The sequence below is a fragment of the Corynebacterium sp. HMSC055A01 genome (assembly GCF_001809405.1).
Classification (GTDB): Bacteria; Actinomycetota; Actinomycetes; order Mycobacteriales; family Mycobacteriaceae; genus Corynebacterium; species Corynebacterium hesseae.
This window is the reverse complement of sequence record NZ_KV797597.1, coordinates 13,753-32,082: the sequence shown is the minus strand read 5'-3', so window position 1 is coordinate 32,082 and position 18,330 is coordinate 13,753. Positions and strand designations below refer to the sequence as shown.

At 62.7% G+C, this 18,330-nt stretch carries 15 protein-coding genes; 9 read left to right on the top strand and 6 right to left on the bottom strand.

The genetic code is table 11. The features are described from left to right. The gene (locus HMPREF2604_RS12310) at positions 1 to 1,434 is read right to left on the bottom strand and encodes a CCA tRNA nucleotidyltransferase (protein ID WP_070565634.1); all 1,434 of its coding nucleotides are present in this window, start codon (positions 1,432 to 1,434) and stop codon (positions 1 to 3) included. 28 nt (positions 1,435 to 1,462) lie between these two features. Here HMPREF2604_RS12310 and HMPREF2604_RS12305 point away from each other — a divergent pair, with 28 nt between their 5' ends. The 9 genes from HMPREF2604_RS12305 to HMPREF2604_RS12265 all read left to right on the top strand — a co-directional run bounded on the left by HMPREF2604_RS12305 (position 1,463) and on the right by HMPREF2604_RS12265 (position 14,180). Then, positions 1,463 to 2,065 carry an NUDIX hydrolase gene (locus HMPREF2604_RS12305; RefSeq protein WP_010188049.1) on the top strand — a complete coding sequence of 201 codons (603 nt, stop codon included), beginning with the start codon at positions 1,463 to 1,465 and terminating at the stop codon, positions 2,063 to 2,065. After that, entirely contained in the window at positions 2,062 to 4,215 is a 2,154-nt protein-coding gene (locus HMPREF2604_RS12300; RefSeq protein WP_070565632.1) for a hypothetical protein, read from the top strand. Before HMPREF2604_RS12305 ends, HMPREF2604_RS12300 begins: the two co-directional genes overlap by 4 nt. A gap of 8 nt (positions 4,216 to 4,223) precedes the next feature. Next, positions 4,224 to 7,466: a murein biosynthesis integral membrane protein MurJ gene (murJ, locus tag HMPREF2604_RS12295; RefSeq protein ID WP_070565630.1), complete on the top strand. Its 3,243-nt coding sequence runs from the start codon at positions 4,224 to 4,226 to the stop codon at positions 7,464 to 7,466. Between the two features lie 217 nt (positions 7,467 to 7,683). Further along, positions 7,684 to 8,217 carry a YceI family protein gene (locus HMPREF2604_RS12290; protein WP_070533609.1) on the top strand — a complete coding sequence of 178 codons (534 nt, stop codon included), beginning with the start codon at positions 7,684 to 7,686 and terminating at the stop codon, positions 8,215 to 8,217. Positions 8,218 to 8,391: 174 nt separating this feature from the next. Continuing rightward, on the top strand, positions 8,392 to 10,902 hold the full coding sequence (pepN, locus tag HMPREF2604_RS12285; protein ID WP_070565628.1) for an aminopeptidase N: 2,511 nt from the start codon (positions 8,392 to 8,394) through the stop codon (positions 10,900 to 10,902). Positions 10,903 to 11,040: 138 nt separating this feature from the next. After that, the gene (locus HMPREF2604_RS12280; protein WP_070533756.1) at positions 11,041 to 11,583 is read left to right on the top strand and encodes an RNA polymerase sigma factor; all 543 of its coding nucleotides are present in this window, start codon (positions 11,041 to 11,043) and stop codon (positions 11,581 to 11,583) included. 89 nt (positions 11,584 to 11,672) lie between these two features. Then, positions 11,673 to 12,599 carry a thioredoxin-disulfide reductase gene (gene trxB / locus HMPREF2604_RS12275; RefSeq protein WP_070521911.1) on the top strand — a complete coding sequence of 309 codons (927 nt, stop codon included), beginning with the start codon at positions 11,673 to 11,675 and terminating at the stop codon, positions 12,597 to 12,599. Between the two features lie 7 nt (positions 12,600 to 12,606). Further along, complete coding sequence (gene trxA / locus HMPREF2604_RS12270; RefSeq protein WP_070521914.1) at positions 12,607 to 12,930, top strand: thioredoxin; 324 nt, start codon at positions 12,607 to 12,609, stop codon at positions 12,928 to 12,930. A 65-nt stretch (positions 12,931 to 12,995) separates the two neighbouring features. Beyond that, positions 12,996 to 14,180, top strand: coding sequence for an N-acetylmuramoyl-L-alanine amidase (locus tag HMPREF2604_RS12265; protein WP_070521917.1), 1,185 nt, complete (start codon positions 12,996 to 12,998; stop codon positions 14,178 to 14,180). A gap of 5 nt (positions 14,181 to 14,185) precedes the next feature. Here the strand turns inward: HMPREF2604_RS12265 and HMPREF2604_RS12260 are convergent, their stop codons facing one another. From HMPREF2604_RS12260 to yidC, 5 genes are read right to left on the bottom strand one after another with little or no spacing between them, the layout of a single operon-like run. Continuing rightward, positions 14,186 to 14,761, bottom strand: a complete 576-nt coding sequence (locus HMPREF2604_RS12260) for a hypothetical protein (protein ID WP_070563689.1) — start codon at positions 14,759 to 14,761, stop codon at positions 14,186 to 14,188. A gap of 6 nt (positions 14,762 to 14,767) precedes the next feature. After that, complete coding sequence (locus tag HMPREF2604_RS12255; RefSeq protein ID WP_070521924.1) at positions 14,768 to 15,823, bottom strand: ParB/RepB/Spo0J family partition protein; 1,056 nt, start codon at positions 15,821 to 15,823, stop codon at positions 14,768 to 14,770. 6 nt (positions 15,824 to 15,829) lie between these two features. Beyond that, positions 15,830 to 16,678 (bottom strand): ParA family protein, encoded by an 849-nt coding sequence (locus tag HMPREF2604_RS12250; protein ID WP_070521927.1) that lies wholly within the window; start codon positions 16,676 to 16,678, stop codon positions 15,830 to 15,832. Between the two features lie 10 nt (positions 16,679 to 16,688). Beyond that, positions 16,689 to 17,318 (bottom strand): 16S rRNA (guanine(527)-N(7))-methyltransferase RsmG, encoded by a 630-nt coding sequence (rsmG, locus tag HMPREF2604_RS12245; RefSeq protein WP_070524939.1) that lies wholly within the window; start codon positions 17,316 to 17,318, stop codon positions 16,689 to 16,691. Positions 17,319 to 17,341: 23 nt separating this feature from the next. Then, on the bottom strand, positions 17,342 to 18,328 hold the full coding sequence (yidC, locus tag HMPREF2604_RS12240) for a membrane protein insertase YidC (RefSeq protein WP_070565626.1): 987 nt from the start codon (positions 18,326 to 18,328) through the stop codon (positions 17,342 to 17,344). Between the last annotated feature and the right edge of the window lie 2 nt (positions 18,329 to 18,330).

Genomic DNA, 18,330 nt, shown 5'->3' with positions numbered 1-18,330 from the left:
CTATCTAGAATTCCACCACTCGCGCAGCTTCGCAATAGCAACTTCGCGCTCCAAGGGGCCTTCTTCGAGGCGCAGCTCCTTGAGGTAAGACCAGGCCTTGCCTACCTCCGGGCCGGGTTCAAGGCCGAGGATCTCCATGATCTCGTTGCCGTCGAGATCAGGGCGTACGCGAGCGAGGTCTTCCTTGGCCGCGATATCCGCGATGCGTTCCTCCAGCTGATCGTAGGTGCGCTGGAGGCGGCGGGCCTTGCGCTCATTGCGGGTGGTGCAATCGGCGCGCACAAGTTTGTGCAGGCGCGGGAGAAGATCGCCGGCATCGGTGACATAGCGGCGCACGGCGGAATCGGTCCACTGGCCATCGCCGAAACCGTGGAAACGCATGTGCAGGTAGACCAGCTGGCCGATATCTTCGGTCGTGGCCTTGGGGAATTTCAGCTTGCGCAGGCGCTTGCGGGTGAGCTTCGCACCAACAACCTCGTGGTGGTGGAAGCTGACCTTGCCGTCGGTGGTGTCGCGGGTATCCGGCTTGCCAATGTCATGGAGCAGGGCAGCCCACCGAAGAATGAGATCGGGACCGTCTTCCTCCTGCTCCATGGCCTGCCGAAGTACAGTCAGCGAGTGCGCGTACACGTCCTTGTGCTGCGCGTGCTCGTCGGGAGCCATGCGCAAAGCCGGGATCTCCGGAAAAACATAATCAGCAATCCCGGAATCAACAAGCAGGTCAATACCCTTCCACGGCGCGACACCGCAGATGAGCTTGTTGAGCTCCACCTGCACGCGCTCCACGGTGATGCGCTGGATTTCAGCGGCCATGTCCTTCATGGCATCGCGCACGCGCTGGGCGACGTCAAACTCCAACTGCGCCGCGAATCGCGCAGCGCGGAGCATGCGAAGAGGATCATCGTGGAAGGAAATCTCCGGCGCATCCGGGGTATCGAGGATGCGATTCGCCAGGTCATCGAGTCCGCCCATCGGATCGTGGAATTCGCGGGTACCGTCCGGGCGCAGCTCGATGGCCATGGCGTTGACCTTGAAATCGCGGCGCACGAGATCGCCCTCGAGCGTGTCGCCGTAGACCACCTCGGGGTTGCGGGAATCGCCGTCGTAGCTATCAGAGCGGAAGGTGGTGATCTCAATCTGCTGGCCCTTATAAGCCGCCGAGACAGTACCGAAGTCGATGCCGGTATCCCACACGGTTTCCGCCCACTCCTCCAGAATCGAATACACCACGTCGGGCCGGGCCGGGGTGGTGAAGTCGAGATCATTGCCCAGGCGGCCGAGCAGGGCATCGCGGACGGAGCCGCCGACGAGGTAGAGGGGGGCGTCGTGAAGCGCGAAGCGTTCCACCAGGCCACTGAGGAGGCCACTGAGCTGGGCGACGGTGGCGTCCGCGCGAGCAAGAACGCCGATTAGCTGAGTGTCCTGAAAATTCACGGATCGAAGTCTACTACGATTAGCAGGGATGACTAAGAACACGCCAGGGTCCAAGCGCCGCCGCCGGCGGGGCGCGGGCCACCGGAACCACCGCACGGGACGCCCCCAGCGCACGTCCACCAACCGCATGACCACGCGGGATGAGACGTCCGCAGGCGGACTCGTCGTGTCCGGATTGGCGGAGGCCGTCGACGAAGACGGCAACGTCGACCTGTCCCAGATCTATGTGGCACTCATCGGCAGGTTGGACCGCCGCGGGCGCCTGCTGTGGTCCATGCCCAAGGGCCATGTGGAAAACGGCGAGGCCAAGGAACTCACCGCCGAGCGCGAAGTATGGGAGGAGACCGGAATTCACGGCAAGGTCTTCGCGGACCTGGGCATGATTGATTATTGGTTCGTCTCCGATGGCGTGCGCATTCACAAGACCGTGCACCACCACCTGCTGCGTTTCGTGGACGGCATCATGAATGACGAGGACCCGGAGGTCACCGAGGTCTCCTGGATCCCGGTCTCCGAGCTCATCGAGCACCTTGCCTATGCGGACGAGCGCAAGCTGGCCCGCATCGCCCACGACCTCCTCCCTGATCTCGCGCGAAAGGAAGCTGCCGCAGGAAAGGCGACTCCGCGGTGAGTTGGCGCGCAGCGGTTGCCATCACGGCGCTGGCGGTGGGCTGCGCCGTCCCCGTGGCCCAGGCACAAACTCCCGACGCCGAGAGCAACGACTCCCACTATTGGCTCGGCTCCCGCGGCCCCGATGAGCTCGAACTCAGCTTGCTCAGCGCGACGGAGGCGCGAGTAGGGGAGACGCTTAAAGTCCAGCTGCGCATCCACAACCCGACGGATAGCGCCGTTGATGACTTGCAGATAACCTCCCGGCGCAGCAATGCTGTGAACTCCACGACGGAGGCCCGCCAAGAGCTCGCTGCGGGATCCTTTCCTTATTATGGGACTTCGCTCGGCGCAGGAGCACTGGAGCCGGGGGAGAGCCGCGACGTAACCGTGGAGGTCCCCACCGCGTTGGGAGATGACTCCACGCTGGCCATCACCGATCCCGGCGCCTACCCACTGCTATTTACGCTCACCGGCACCCGCGACGGTCAGGCCACGAGCTTTGCGGAAGAGCGGACAATCCTGGATTTCAGGGGCGAAAATCAGGATCCGACGCCCGACGCAGAAGACGACAGCAAACACGAGTTCTCACTGATCTATCCCGTGACCGCCCAGGTCGACGTCGTGCCGGGAGATACCGGCGGCGAGGAGCTCATCTTAGAAAGCGAGCAGCTCGCTGAACAGCTCTCACCGGGCGGGCGCCTCGATCAGCTGCTCGACGCCTACCTGCAGCATGATCTGCACGGTTCAGGCTGCGTGGCCCTGGACCCCGCGCTTGTCGACGCCGCCGACCGCATGTCCGCCGGCTACACCGTCAACGAGACCCGCCCCTCTACTGCCAAACACCCCACGCGCCTGCGCGATTCCTGGTTTAGCAGCGCCGATTCCGATCGCGGCAAGCCGGGCGCGGGCGCCCAAGACGCCGCCGCATGGCTGGAGAAACTGAAGAAGGTGGACTGCCGCATGCTCATGCCGTGGGCTAACGCAGACTCCGATGCCGTGGCCCAGGTAGGAAACGAGTGGCTCACCCACGAGGCCGTCGAGCAGGGCGCTGACACCATCGAGCGCGTCCTCGGTGCCCCGCTCAGCACGCCACTGACCGCGCCTGCCTCAGGGACAAGCGAGCACGCGATGCCCGTCCCGCTGCTGGTAGCGGATAATTCCGAGTGGGCCGGTAAGGCCGCCACCTTTGATGCCTCCCTCGGAGCACTGTTGGCCCAGACCGGTTCTAAGCCGCAGACCACTGGGTACTCCAACCCGGAGCTGCGCTACGACTTTTCGATGGATTCGGAGCAGGCGAGGGCGCTGACGGCGGGGGCGTCGATAAGCGTGGCGTCCGCGCAAGAGGAGACCGTGGCCAAGCTGCCGAACTTCCAGGACCCTGCCGCCGCGCGCGCGGTGATGGAAGCAGCGCAGCGCCTGCTCAATTCCGGGCGCCTCGAGCCCCGTCCCGTTGCCGCCCTGCCCATCGAGCCCGGCAGCGGCAGCCCCGGAAGTCCCTACCCAGATCCCGCAGCTTTCCACGACGCCGAGATCACACAGGTGACGCAGCAGGCGCGCTATACCGATGAGCTGATGTCCATCATGGTCAACGATCCCGGTATCGCCATGACGCGCTATAACTTCACGGCACCCCTGCGCCGCGATCTCCTCACGGCGCTCAGCGCTACCGACCGCTCCAGCCTCCACGGTTTTCCATCCTCGGTAGAGCAGAGCCGCTCTCGGCTGGAGAAAAACGCGGATATGCTCCGCGAGCTTCGCGCCTCCGTGGCGCTCATCCCGCCGGGCAACGTCTTTACCCGCGTTTCAGAGTCATCACCGCTGCTCATCGTGGCGGAGAACGGCCTGCCGCTGCCTGTCGACGCCCACCTAGCCTACGACGCCCCCGACGGCGCCACATTGAACACGCAGGACTTGATTCACATCCCGGCCAAGGGATCTATTACCGTGTCCATGACCGCTGACCTGCCCAGCAACGTTGACCAGATGTCGCTGCGCCTATGGCTTGCAACACCATCTGAGCACCTCATTTCGGATCCAATCGATATCACGGTGCAGACGCGTGCCGGTATCGTTAGCGTCTATGGAGTCGGCGCGATCGCCGCGCTCGCCCTCGTCCTTGCCGCATTGTTCCGGCTGGGTAAGTGGAAGAAAAAGAAGTCTCACGGATAGTTTTCTCAATGACACATGAACCTAAGTCTGGTGCCCGCCGACGCATTGTCACGCCTTCGCCACCGGCGCCAGTACCGGAAAAGCGCGCGCCGAGTGGCGTCGTTGCTGTCGACGACGAACTCGAGGACCGCTCGGGACTGAAGGGCAAGACCGCCACTGCCTCGAGTGAGCCCTCCGGCGAAAAGAACTCCGACGGTGCCGTCGTCCGCGCGACCGGCTCCATGGCCATTGCAACGATGATTTCCCGCATCACGGGATTCATCCGCAACGTGCTCATCGGCTCGTCGCTCGGCCCGGCTGTTTCCTCCGCCTTCACCACGGCGAACCAGCTGCCCAACCTCATCACGGAGATCGTGCTGGGCGCGGTGCTGACTTCGCTCGTCGTGCCCGTGTTGGTACGCGCGGAAAAGGAAGACGCTGACCGTGGCGAGGACTTTGTCCGGCGCCTCTTCACGCTGGCCTTCTCCCTGTTGGCCACGATCACGGTGCTTTCCTGTATCTTTGCCCCGCAGTTGACACGCATGATGTTGCCGGAGGACGGCGAGGTCAATGCCGTGCAGGCCACCTCCTTTGCCTACTTGCTGCTGCCGCAGATCTTCTTCTACGGGCTTTTCGCGCTCTTCCAAGCGGTGCTCAACACCAAGAGCATCTTTGGGCCAGGCGCGTGGGCACCGGTGGTCAATAACATCATCTCGATTACGGTGCTCGTGGCCTACCAGCTGCTGCCGGGCAGCTTGCATCCCGATGCGCCTTCGCCGATCACGGACCGGCACGTGCTGCTCCTAGCCCTAGGTACCACGGCCGGTGTGGTGGTGCAATGCCTCATCCTTTTCCCTTATCTCAAGAAGGCGGGCATTAACCTCAAGCCGCTGTGGGGCCTAGATGACCGCCTCAAGCAGTTCGGCGGCATGGCCATGGCCATCGTGGCCTACGTGGCGGTTTCCCAGCTGGGTTACGTCATCACTTCCCGCGTGGCGGCCCATGCGGACAAAGAAGCGCCGTTTATCTACCAGCAGGCATGGCTTCTCCTGCAGGTACCCTATGGCGTCATTGGCGTCACGCTGCTCACCGCAATTATGCCGCGCTTGTCCCGCAACGCCGCGGACGGTGACGTCAAGGCCGTGGTCCGGGATCTCACGCTGGGCACGAAGCTGACGTTTATCGCCCTGATTCCCATCGTCATCTTCATGACGGGATTCGGCATCCCGATCGCCCGCGGCCTTTTCCAATACGGCGCCTTCAACGCCAAGGCGGCCGAGGTACTCGGCCTCACGCTGAGCTTCTCTGCCTTTACCCTCATCCCATACGCCCTCGTGCTGCTGCACCTGCGCGTCTTCTACGCCCGCGAAGAAGCGTGGACGCCGACGTTTATCATCGCCGGCATCACGCTCACCAAGTCGGTGCTCTCCCTGCTTGCCCCACACGTGGCGGATTCCCCCGACCGCGTGGTCGTCCTTCTGGGCACTGCCAATGGCTTCGGCTTCGTGGCCGGCGCGGTGATCGGCGGCTTCCTGCTCAAGCGAAAGCTGGGCAGCCTGGGTGGCCGCGCGGTTATCGCGACGACTATCTGGTCAGTGCTGGCCTCCCTCGTGGGCCTCGTGGTGGCCTTCGTCATCAATTACGTCATCAACCTCGTGCTCCCGGAGCAGGTGCCGCCGTTCGTGTACCTGCTGAAGCTTGCCGTGGCGGGCCTCATCTTCGTGGCTGTCACCGGCATCGTGCTTTCGCGCTCGGGCTTGCCGGAAGTCATCAACCTTGGCCGCCAGCTGCAGCGCATCCCCGGCATGTCCCGCATCATCAAGATCGAGCATGCCGAGGCCATCGAGGTCGAGGCCCCAGAGCAGCTGGAGATCCAGCCGATCTTCAGCGTGGATGCCTTCAACTCCTCGCCGGTACCGCCGCCGATGTCTGCCGGTATCGTCCGCGGTCCACGCCTGGTGCCGGGCGCCCCGGTCTCCGATGGCCGCTTCCGCCTCCTCAAGGACTACGGCTCCGCCGCGGGTACCCGCTTCTGGAAGGCGCGCGAGCAGGCCACCGGCCGCCTTGTATCGCTGACATTCGTGGACACCACGGGCGAGGCTCCGATGGCACCGGCCACCCCGGCGGTAGCCGCCCGCCGCTCCGCGGAGGTCTCCCGCGCCACGCGCCGCCTGGCTGAGATGGAACTGGATGCCATGGCGGAGAACATCGACATCCTGTCTTACCGCCAGGGCTGCCTCGTCGTGGCGGACTGGGTGGAGGGCACCTCCCTGAAGACGGTGTCGGAGGATGAAGACCTCGATCCGCGCGCCGTCGCCCACGCCTTGGTCCCGCTGGTGCGCACCACGGCTGCCGCCCATGCGGCGGGCCTCGTGCTGGGAATTGAGAACCGCAACCGCATCCGCATTTCCACTGAGGGCATTGCCACCCTGGCCTTCCCCGCGGTGTTGCACAGCAACGATGAGGAGACTGACCGCTCGGCGCTGGCCTCCGCCATCTCGCTCCTCGTGGAATCCACCAGTCCGACACCGGAGGTGCTACAGGAGATTGCTGCCGACGCCGAGGAGGGCCAAGACTCCGATCTCGAGGACATCGCCAACCGCTTGGCGGCCTTCGCCGGCGATGGCGACGACGGCGAGGAGACCCTCCAGATTCCAGTGGAGGAGACCCCGCGCAAGGAGGACCCGAGCCCCGCTCCGGGTTTCGGCGGCCGCGGCTATTCTGGCTCCGGCATCATCGTCCTAGGCGCGCTGGCCACCCTCTTCGTCGTGGCGATGGCCGCGCTCAGCGTGTGGATCCTGTCTCATGTGGGTAATGAGAAGACTTCCCCAGTGGTGACGAAGAGCGAATCGACGACTGAAACCTCATTCCCCAACGTGCCGCCGGTGCTCCTGAAGGACGTCAAGACCACCTCCGTTCCGGAGGGCAAGGAAGTTTCTGGTTCATGGTCCACGAAGAAGGCAGACACTGGACTCCTGCTCAGCATTGACAAGCCCACGCAACTCCGAGCGCTTCCGCTTCAGCAGAGCAAGTCCACCGGCGCCAAGTACGAAGTCTATGGCGTTAATACCAAGGATTTTGACCCCACGGATCCTGACTCCGGCAAGCTCACCGAGCTCGCACACGGCACGCTAACCAACGCGCGCCAAGACATCGAGCTCAAGGAGAAGCCCGTGGCCTTCGACGGCGCCCTCATCGTCTTCACCGACATGCCCAAATCCGGCTCCGTGACACTGAAGGAGGCCACCCTGGTGGGCATCCCCACCAACTAACCCACCACCTCACGCATTTCCCCAGACCTCGATCCCGAAACTCCCTGCTCGCTGACTCAGACACACCACGCGCTTGACGACGCCCTGCAGGTTTCGGGTTGCAGGTCTGGGGCTTTAGTGTTCTTGCGATTTCTTCCCTTGACAGCTGAGTGAAGGAGCGTATAATTATTGTTGTCACGTCAACAATCTAGAGAAACCTAGAAGAAACGAGGAAACCATGACTATCACCGCAGGAACCTACGCACTGGATCCGGCACACACCACTATCGGCTTTGTAGCTCGCCACGCCATGATCACCAAGGTGCGCGGCAACTTCAACGAGTTCGAAGGCACCCTGACCGTAGGGGAGAACATTACTGACTCCGCCGCCACCGCCACGGTAAAGACGGCATCCATCGATACCAAGAACGCCGACCGCGATGCACACGTGAAGAATGAGGACTTCTTCGATGTTGAGAAGTTCCCAGAGATGACCTTCACCGCGACCAAGTTCGACGTTAACGACGAGGGTGAGGGCACCGTCACCGGTGACCTCACCATCAAGGGCACCACCAAGTCCGTCGATTTCAAGGTAGAAGAGACCGGCGTGGCCGAGGATCCCTTCCGCAACACCCGCCTTGGCTTCGAGGCTAAGACCTCCATTAACCGCACCGACTTCGGCATCGACTTCAACGCTCCGCTGAAGACCGGCGGCGTGCTCGTCTCCGAGGAGATCAAGATCGAGCTCGAGGTTTCTGCCATCAAGCAGTAAGCCCTCAAGCGCGATACCTCGCCTTGAGAAGTAGTTTTTAGTTGTTGCCCGTAGTGCCCATTTCGGTACTGCGGGCAACAACTTTTTGACAACTAAGGCGCCACAACCGAGTAATAAACAACTCCGGGCGGCTTACCTGTGATACGCACCGCAGCGACGTTTAAGATGTAGCGCATGACTACCGCAAACCTCACCCATGCAGAAGCCACCGCCCGCAGCGCCGCGCTGCGTTTGAGCACCTACGAGCTGCACCTCGACGTCACGAGCGCGCCCACCGACGCCGACTCTTACGAGGTCACCTCGCGCATTGGCTTCACCACCACCGAGCCTGAGACCTTCGTGGATTACTTGGGCAAGGCCGTGCACGCAGTGCGCGTCAACGGCGAGGAGGTGGAGAACACCTTCGACGGCGCACGGATCTACCTGAGCAATCTTCCAGTGGGGGAGGAACTCACCGTGGAGATCACCGGCTCCTCCTATTACTCCCGCACCGGCCAGGGCCTGCACCGCATGCACGACCAGGCCGATGACACCACCTACCTCTACTCACACCTCGAGCCATCCGATGCCCGCCGCATCTTCCCCTGCTTTGACCAGCCGGATCTCAAGGCCAGCTACGAGGTGCACCTCACCGGCCCGCAGGGCTGGCAGCTGCTCAGCAATCAACCGGAGGTCAGCCGCGAGAAGACTGAGGGCGGGGAAGTGGCACACTTCGCGCCGACCCCTCTGCTGTCGACGTATTTGACGGCGTTTGCGGCTGGGCCGTACGTCGAGAAGCACAGCACCTGGACCGCACCCGATGGCTCCTTGGAAGTGGAGCTGCGCGCCTTTGCCCGCGCCTCCATGGCGGAGTATCTGGATGATGAAATCCTGCAGGTCACAGCACAAGGCATGGACTTCTTCCACAGCAACTTTGGCTACCCGTACCCGTGGGGCAAGTATGATTCCATCTTCGTTCCGGAGTACAACCTGGGCGCCATGGAGAACCCCGGCCTCGTGACCTTTACGGAGCACTATCTCTTCCGTTCCGCCGCCACCCGCGCGCAGCATGCCGGGCGCACGAATACCATCCTGCACGAGATGTCTCACATGTGGTTCGGTGACCTGGTCACCCCGCAGTGGTGGGATGACCTGTGGCTCAAGGAGTCCTTCGCGGAATTCATGGGCGCGGATTCCTCAGTCCACGCCACCGAATACACCGAGGCGTGGGTGAACTTCGCCGGGCAACGAAAGAACTGGGCGTACCTGCAGGATCAGCTGCCCACCACGCACCCGATCAAGGCCGAGATCCCGGACGTCGATGCCGCGCGCCAGAACTTCGACGGCATTACTTATGCCAAGGGTGCAGCGGTGCTCAAGCAGCTGGTGCACTACGTGGGCCGGGAGAACTTCTACGCCGGCGCGCGCGACTACTTCCAGGAGCACGCCTTTGCTGCCGCCACCTTCGAGGACCTGCTCACGGCGCTGAAGAAGCACACCGACCGCGACCTGGACGCCTGGTCCACCGCCTGGCTGCGCACGTGGGGCCCGGACACGCTCACCCCGGAGCTGCACACGGACGGCGATAAGATCCACGAGCTCGCCATCGCGGTGGAAGCCGAGGACACCACGCGCCCGCACCGCCTCAACGTGGCACTCTTCGATGACTCCCTGAACAAGTACGCCACCCTCGACGTCGATCTGGAGGGCGAGCGCACCATCCTCGATGAGGCATCGGGACTTCAGGCACCTGCGTTGCTGCTGCTTAACGACGCCGACCACACCTACGCCAAGGTCCGCTTCGACGAGACCTCCCTGGACACCATCCGCACGCGCCTGTCTGAAGTTCCGGATGAGCTTTCCCGCGCGGTCATCTGGACTTCCCTGTGGAATCTCACCCGCGATGGCGAGTGGCCGGTACGCTCTTACCTGGACACGGTGCTCAACCACGCCCCGGCGGAGTCCAACCCCACGCTTCTGACCACAGCCTTTGCCAATGCCCGCTATGCCATCGACCACTTCGTGAGCGAGGATGTTCGCGAGGAGATCCGCGCCGACTACGCTGAGCGCCTCTGGGAGGTGCTGCAGGCCGCCCCTGCTGGCTCCGACGCCCAGCTCACCGTCGCACGCGCCGCCATCCAGGCACTCGCGGCCACGCCGGAGGAATCCGGCACGCAGCGCCTGCGCGCGCTGTACGACGGCTCCCTCGACGGCCTCGCCCTCGACCCGGACATCCGCTGGGCCATCCTCCGCGCGCTGGCCGCCCGCGATGCCGTCGGCGCCGAGGAGCTGGAGGCTGAGAAGGAGCGGGACAACACGCTCACCGGTGCCGCCGCCTACCTGGGCGCCTCCCACGCTTTCCCATCTGCCGAGCTGAAGCGCGAAGTCTTTGACCTCGTGCGCACGCCGGGCAAGTACTCCAACGCGGAGGTGGATTCCCTGCTCGCGGCGTTTAACGCCCCGCGCTCGGCCCACCTCACCGAGGCCTTTGCCCAGGAGTATTTCGACTCTCTGACGAAGCTGTGGGAGGAGCACCCCATCGAGATTGCTAACCGCCTCGTGCGCGGGCTCTACCCGGATCTCGCGATGGCCGACGCCGCCACCAGCGAGCTCCTGAGCAGCGAGCACCCTCGGGCGCTACGCCGCGTGCTGCTGGAATGCCAGGATGCGCTGCGTCGTGCGCAACGCGTGCGTGCGGCGCAGTAGACGCGGCGCGTAGCGGACAGAAGAATCTTCCCGTAAACTCGCAGACACATTAACGGGGGACAATCACACACCATCGGCTTCGGCCAAGGGACTGTGTTGACCCATGTGTCATTGCTCAAGTTTCCGGGGGGATTCTTCTTGTCAGCTCAGCCGACCGATCGTGAACTCGTCGACGCCTTCATCGGCGGAGATACTAAGGCCTTTTCGGCAATCGTCGAGAAGCACCGTGCGCGCCTGACGGCCATGGCGCGGCGCTACACGCGCAACGATGATGATGCGCAGGACATCGTGCAGGAGGCACTGCTCAAGGCCAGCTGCAACATGGCCTCCTACCGGCACGATGCCACGCTGAGCACATGGCTGCACAGGCTGGTGATGAACTCCGGCTATGACTTCCTCAACCATCGCTCCAACCGAGAGAACGCCTCCCTGGATGCGGAGATCATTGAGGATGACCGCAACTACGCACTCGCGCACAATCCCAGTGAGAACTTGGCGGAACGCATCACGGTGGCCCAAGCGATGGAGACGTTGCGCGAGGACCAGCGAGAAGCGCTGTACCTGACCGATGTTGCAGGCTATCCCATCGATGCGGTGGCCAAAGTGCAGGGCGTTGCGCCAGGCACGGTGAAGTCGCGGCGAGCCCGGGCTCGGCAAGTGCTGCGTGCGGCGATAGACTGAGGCCGAGTAGAATCACACTATCTTTCGCGCGATGTGCGCGAACATGAATCAGATTCTGTCCAAGAATTGTCGTCTCAAGGGAGTTTTTTGTGACCATCCACGATGTCGCCATCGTCGGCTCCGGCCCCGCCGGCTACACCGCAGCACTCTACGCAGCACGTGCCGAGCTCAATCCCATCGTCTTCGAGGGCTTTGAATACGGCGGCGAACTCATGAACACCACCGAGGTGGAGAACTACCCGGGCTTCCAGAAGGGCATCATGGGCCCAGAGCTCATGGAAGAAATGCGCGCCCAGGCCATCCGCTTCGGTGCGGACCTGCGCATGGAGGTTGTCGATTCCGTCGAACTCGAGGGCGAGGTAAAGAAGCTGCACGTCGGTGACGAGGTCTTCGAGGCCCGCACCGTCATCCTCGCCACCGGTGCAGCGCCGCGCTACCTGGGCATTCCGGGTGAATCCGAGCTCGCTGGACGCGGCGTGTCCGCCTGCGCCACCTGCGATGGCTTCTTCTTCAAGGGCCACAACATTGCCGTCGTCGGCGGCGGCGATTCCGCCATGGAGGAGGCCACCTTCCTCACCAAGTTCGCCGAAACCGTAACGATCATCCACCGCTCCGAGAACTTCCGCGCCTCCAAGATCATGCTGGAGCGCGCCAAGGAGAACCCACAGATCAAGTGGCTGACCAATACCACCGTTGAGCGCGTCCTGGATAAGGACGGCAAGGTTGGCGGCCTGGAGGTCAAGAACGCCCTAACCGGCGAAACCAGCGAACTCGATGTCACCGCCATGTTTGTGGCGATTGGCCATGACCCGCGCTCCGGCTTCCTCGAGGGCCAGGTGGCCACCAATGAGGCTGGCTACGTCGTAGTGGAACAGCCTTCGACCAAGACCTCGCTGCCTGGTGTCTTTGCCTGCGGTGACTTGGTGGATGACCACTACCAGCAGGCCATCACCGCGGCTGGCTCCGGCTGCCGCGCGGCCATTGATGCGGAACATTTCCTCGCCGATAACCGTTAGTAGTCACATGAGCAACATTAAGAACGTCACTACTGATTCCTTCCGCGCGGACGTCGTGGAGGCAGGCAAGCCCGTCGTCGTGGACTTCTGGGCTGAATGGTGTGGGCCGTGCAAGAAGTTGTCCCCGATTCTCGAAGAGGTCGCCGAAGAACTCGATGATGACGTCTCCGTGGTCAAGGTCAACGTGGACGAGGAGCGCACCCTGGGTGCCATGTTCCAGATCATGTCGATCCCATCCGTGCTGATTTTCAAGAATGGTGAGAAGGTCGACGAGTTCGTCGGCCTGCGTTCCAAGGCCGACATCGTGGCGCAGATAAAGAAACAGCTCTAACTGGTATTCTTTAACTCGTTGATGGCGCACTGCGGTGCGCCTCCTTGATCACGAAAGGGGTAGGTGTGAATCGCGTTTTACGTGTAGGTGACCAGAGCGTTCGGGTCGCCGAAGCACGCGCAACCCTTGCCCGCCTCGGCCTGATGACTGACTACCAGGGGACGTTGTCCGACTGGAAGAAGCAAAAGTACTCCGAAGCCGATAAGCACTTTGATAACAATTTGGCCGAGGTCCTCAAGGCCTTCCAGCAATCCCGCGGCATCGTGCCTAGCGGCGATATTGATGACCTCACTCTGCGCGAGCTGCGCCAGGCTTCCTACACGCTGGGCGCCCGCGTTCTGGCCTATGAACCGGGCAACGTGCAGGTGGGCGATGACGTAGCACAGCTCCAAGAACAATTGCAGGAGCTTGGCTTCTACCAAGAACGCATCGATGGCCATTTCGGTGCCCGCACCTACGCGGCGCTGGCGGAATACCAACTCAACTCTGGCCTGCGCAGTGACGGGATCTGTGGCCCTGCCACCATTAACGCCCTCAACCTGCTGGGTCGGCGTATCACTGGCGGCTCGGCGCACAATATCCAGGAACGCGAGCGCGTGCGCAATGCCGGGCCAAAGCTGGCCGGCAAGCGCGTTGTGATCGACCCCAGCCTGGGTGGCCTCAACAAGGGCCGCACGGTCAGGGGACGCTTCGGCAACATCACGGAAGAGGAGATCCTCTGGGACTTGGCCGAGCGTGTTGCCGGGCGCATGATCGCCGCCGGCATGGAGACCATCATCTCCCGCCCGCGCAACGATGACCCATCGATCCGTGACCGCGCAGACATGGCCAATGCATTCGACGCCAACCTGGTTATTTCACTGGCCTGCGATGAATACCCCACGGAGAAGGCCAACGGCGTAGCCACCTTCTACTTTGGGTCGGAATCCGGCAACTCTTCCCTCATCGGTGAGACGCTCTCCGGCTTCATCCAGCGTGAGATCGTTGCCCGTACCGAGCTGGGTAACTGCCGCAACCACGGCCGCACGTGGGCGTTGTTGCGCCTGACGCAAATGCCGGTGGTGCAGGTCGTGCTGGGTTACCTGACCAGCCCCAAGGACGTGGCTATCCTTACCAACCCGGACCGCCGCGATGACATCGCCGAGGCCATCGTCGTCTCCGTCAAGCGCCTCTACCTCTTGGACGAGGATACCGCCGTGACTGGCACCTATCGCTTCGACGAGCTGCTGCGCGCCGAGCGCTCTTCCTAAAGGGCTTAGGCCAAAGCGCGGGCGAGGAGGTCCTCCACCGCGGCTGCGGTCAGCAGGTCGAAAGCTGGTGGAAGCTCGAGGCGCAGGCGTGGGGTAATAGGGTGATCGCGCACCACCATGAAACCGGCGGACTCCAGCGTCTCCACAGGTAACAGGCCAATGCGAGCGGGTTTCTCGCGAAGGAGCTCTTCGGCCTGGCGGGCATCACGAAAGCCAAAGGCCTCAACGGCGCTAGCCTCGCGTGAGGTGAGGTGCATGATGGTGGCGTCGAGAAGCACTGCTTCCAAGCCCTTCGCCGCGCGGTGCGGCTTTACAAATAGTGAAGTCACCAGGACCGCATCCTCCGAGACGGGGGAGGTGGGCAGCTTGGCCGCACCGGGGGCAAGCTCAGGCGGGCAGAAGAGGACCGTGGCCTCATCGCCCACGGTGAAACCGCACTCGCCGCAGCGCAGCAGGGTGGCGCTGATCCACGCTTCCTTTTCAAATGCAGGGTCAGCGACCGTGGTTTTCATCTCCCAAAAAATAGATCGGGCCGCCAAGGGGTTGATAGCAACACCTTCCTTGACGGCCTGAACGAGCATGGTGAGCTAGCTGCCTTCTTTGCCCTCAATGAGCGCTAGGATGCGCTCGAAGTCCTCTTGGTCACCGAATTCGACGACCATTTTGCCCTTGCGCTTGCCCATGGTGACGGTGACCTTGGTGTCGAAGCGATCGGCCAAGCGCTCGGCAGAGTCCGTAAAGAACTGCGGCTGCGGGGCAGCGGGCTTCTTGGTTGGCTCGGCTGGCTTGCCATCGCGCTTGTACAGGGTGACGGCTTCCTCGGTGGCTCGCACAGAAAGGCCCTCGGCCACGACGCGGTTGGCAATGAGCTCCATGGCCTCTGCATCCGGCAGGCCCAGCAACGCGCGGGCGTGACCGCCCGATAACGTACCCGCGGCAACGCGCTTCTGCACGTCCACCGGCAGCTTGAGCAGGCGGATCATGTTGGTCACCTGCGGGCGCGAGCGACCAATGCGGTCAGCCAACTCATTTTGGGTAACCCCAAATTCTTCAAGAAGCTGCTGATAGGCGTGTGCTTCTTCCAACGGGTTGAGCTGCACGCGGTGGATATTCTCCAGCAGAGCGTCCCGCAGGAGGTCATCATCCTTGGTATCGCGGACGATAGCCGGGATGGTGGCCAGGCCCGCCTTGGAAGAGGCGCGCCAGCGGCGCTCACCCATGATGAGCTCGAAGCCGCCCTCCTCGGAAGGCCGGACCACGACCGGCTGCAACAGACCGAATTCCTTGATGGAGTGGACCAGCTCGGCCAGGTCATCCTCGTCGAAGACAGTACGCGGCTGCTTCGGGTTGGGCATGATGTCACCGACGGAAATCTCGCGGTAAGTCGCACCAATCACCGAAGGCTTGGCCTGACGCTTCTTCGAACCCGAGGATTGCTGGATAGTGGGCGCACCCTGCACCCTTTTCGTGCCGGCATCCTTAGGAGCGCCGGTGGACGCACCGAGAATGATATCTGCGGCGGAATCTCCCAAGCGTGGCTTGCGGGAGGGCGCACCCGGGCCGGACGGGATGAGCGCGGCCAAGCCCTTGCCCAAACCGCCCTGGCGCTGCTCCGGCTTGTGGTCTGCCTTCTTATCTGCCACGGTGTCCTATCCTTCCAATTCCGCGAAAATCTCTGGGCTCACGCCAATGGCACCCGTGGTGGGGTGCGGCGTGTAGTCCCCGCGCTTATCCAACTCGCGTGCGGCGGCGGCGTAGGCGCGGGCGCCTGTCGACGACGGGTCATAAGCGATAACCGTCTTACCATAACCCGGCGCCTCCGAAACGCGAACGGAGCGCGGGATGACGTTGCCTAAGACGACGGCGCCGAACTGCTCGCGCACTTCATTGGCCACCTGCTCTGCCAGCTTGGTGCGGGCGTCGAACATGGTGAGCAGCACGCCGGAGATGTGCAGATCCTCGTTGAGGTGCTCACGGATCATGGAGATATTTCCCAGCAGCTGGCCCACGCCCTCCAGGGCGTAGTACTCACACTGGATGGGAATAATGACCTCTTCTGCGCACGTCATCGCATTGATGGTGAGCAGGCCCAGGGAAGGCGGGCAGTCGATAAAAACGTACTCAAAGCCATGCTCTTCGAGGAAGCCGTTGTGCAGGGCGTCATACAGGCGAAACTCGCGGCGAACCAGGGAGACCATTTCAATCTCCGCGCCGGCGAGGTCGATGGTGGCGGGGATGCAGTAGAGGTTCTCATCGTCGGGGGAGTGCTGCATCGCATCCTCCGCGCTGCAGTCACCCAACAAAACCTCATAGCTGGATTTGGTGCCGGAGGTGTGCTCCGCGCCCACCGCGGTGGAGGCATTGCCCTGCGGGTCCAAGTCGATCACCAGGACCTTCTTGCCGGCCTCAGCGAGCGCGGCGGCAAGGTTGACGGCGGAGGTGGTTTTACCCACGCCACCCTTCTGGTTCGCGATGGTGATAAGACGAGGATGAGTCATGCCGTCTACTTTAGTTCACGCGCGGGACACGGATAATGGTGGTGCCGTGGATGGTCATGACCTCGGCTTTTCCGCCACCGGCGCGCTTGATGTCGGCGGCGTCGCGCTCCAGCTCCTCGTGCACCGAGGAACCCTTGAGAGCGATCATCTCTCCGCCCTTGCGAACCAGCGGCAGGGACCACTTGGCCAGCTTGCCCAACGGGGCCACCGCGCGGGAGGTCACGATGTCGGCACCCTTAACGGCCTTTTTCACCGGGCCTTCCTCGGCGCGGCCGCGGATGACGGTGACGTTGTCGAGGCCCAGCAGGTCGACGACCTCGTTGAGGTAAGTGGAGCGCTTCAGCAAAGGCTCGATGAGAGTGATCTTCAGGTCGGGACGTGCGATGGCGAGCGGGATGCCGGGCAAGCCGGCGCCACTGCCGACGTCGATAAGCGTGGCGCCCTGCGGCATTACCTCCGCGACCACGGCGCAGTTAATGAGGTGGCGCTCCCACAGGCGCGGGACCTCGCGGGGGCCTATAAAACCACGGGTGGACCCGTCCGTAGCCAGCGAATCGTGGTATTTCTGCGCGAGCGGCAGACGCGATCCGAAGACGTCAGACGGGTCCAGTGGCACAGTGTCGGACACAGATTCAGTCACTGTGAAAACTCCTGGGTTACGTTCTAGTTGTTCTTGCGGCGCTGCTTCTTAGAGCGGTGATCCTTCTTGCGTGCGCCCGGCTTCGGGGCAGAAGTGCGCTTGAGCTCAGCCTTGGCAGCTGCCTCTTCTTCTTCCTCGCGGTCCATCTTGGCGTAGACGATGCGAGTTTGGAAGAAGGTCCACACGGTGTTGGCCAGCATGTAGAAGAGCAAGCCGATGGGCCAGATGAAGCCGGAGAACACCAGCATTGCCGGCATAAACCACAGCATCATCTTGTTCATCATGGCCATCTGCTGCTGCATCATCTCCGCATTTTGGCCCTGCGGGGTAGCGGTCTTGCCGGCGGCACGGCGAGCCTCCTGGCGGTTCAACGTCATGCGGGCGTTGAAGTGGGTCAGCGTCGCAATGATGGCGATGAGCGGCACGATGATGAAGGCCGCCTGTGCGGCGGTGGTTTCCTTAACAATCTCCAGACCGGAGTTGAGGCGCAGGTTGGCCACGAGCGGGACACCGAAAATCTTGGCGTCTACGAACTGCTTCACCAGCTCAGGTTTGAAGATGTAGTTCGCAATGGAGGCGTTCATCTCCTCTGACATGGCTTCACCCGCCGGGTGCCCAATGCCACCGGCGACGGCAACAGTGCGGTCAAAGGAGCGCAGCACGTGGAACAGACCAATGAACATGGGGATCTGCGCGAACATCGGCAGGCAGCCCGCCACCGGACGAACGCCGGCTTCCTTGTAGATGCGCTGCATCTCTTGGGCAGCCTTGGTCTGGTCATTGGCGTACTTGGTGCGCAGTTCCTGAATTTGCGGCTGGATCTCCTGCATCTTGCGTGAAGAGCGCAGCTGCGTGATGGTCGGCTTGACCATGATGGCCTTGAGCGTCCATGTCAGAAGAACGATGGCGATGATCCAGGTTCCGCCCCATGCGGAATCAAGGACGAAGCTCAAGAGCCAATGCCAGAACCACAGGACGGCTGAAATTGGCCAATAAATGAAATTAAGCACGA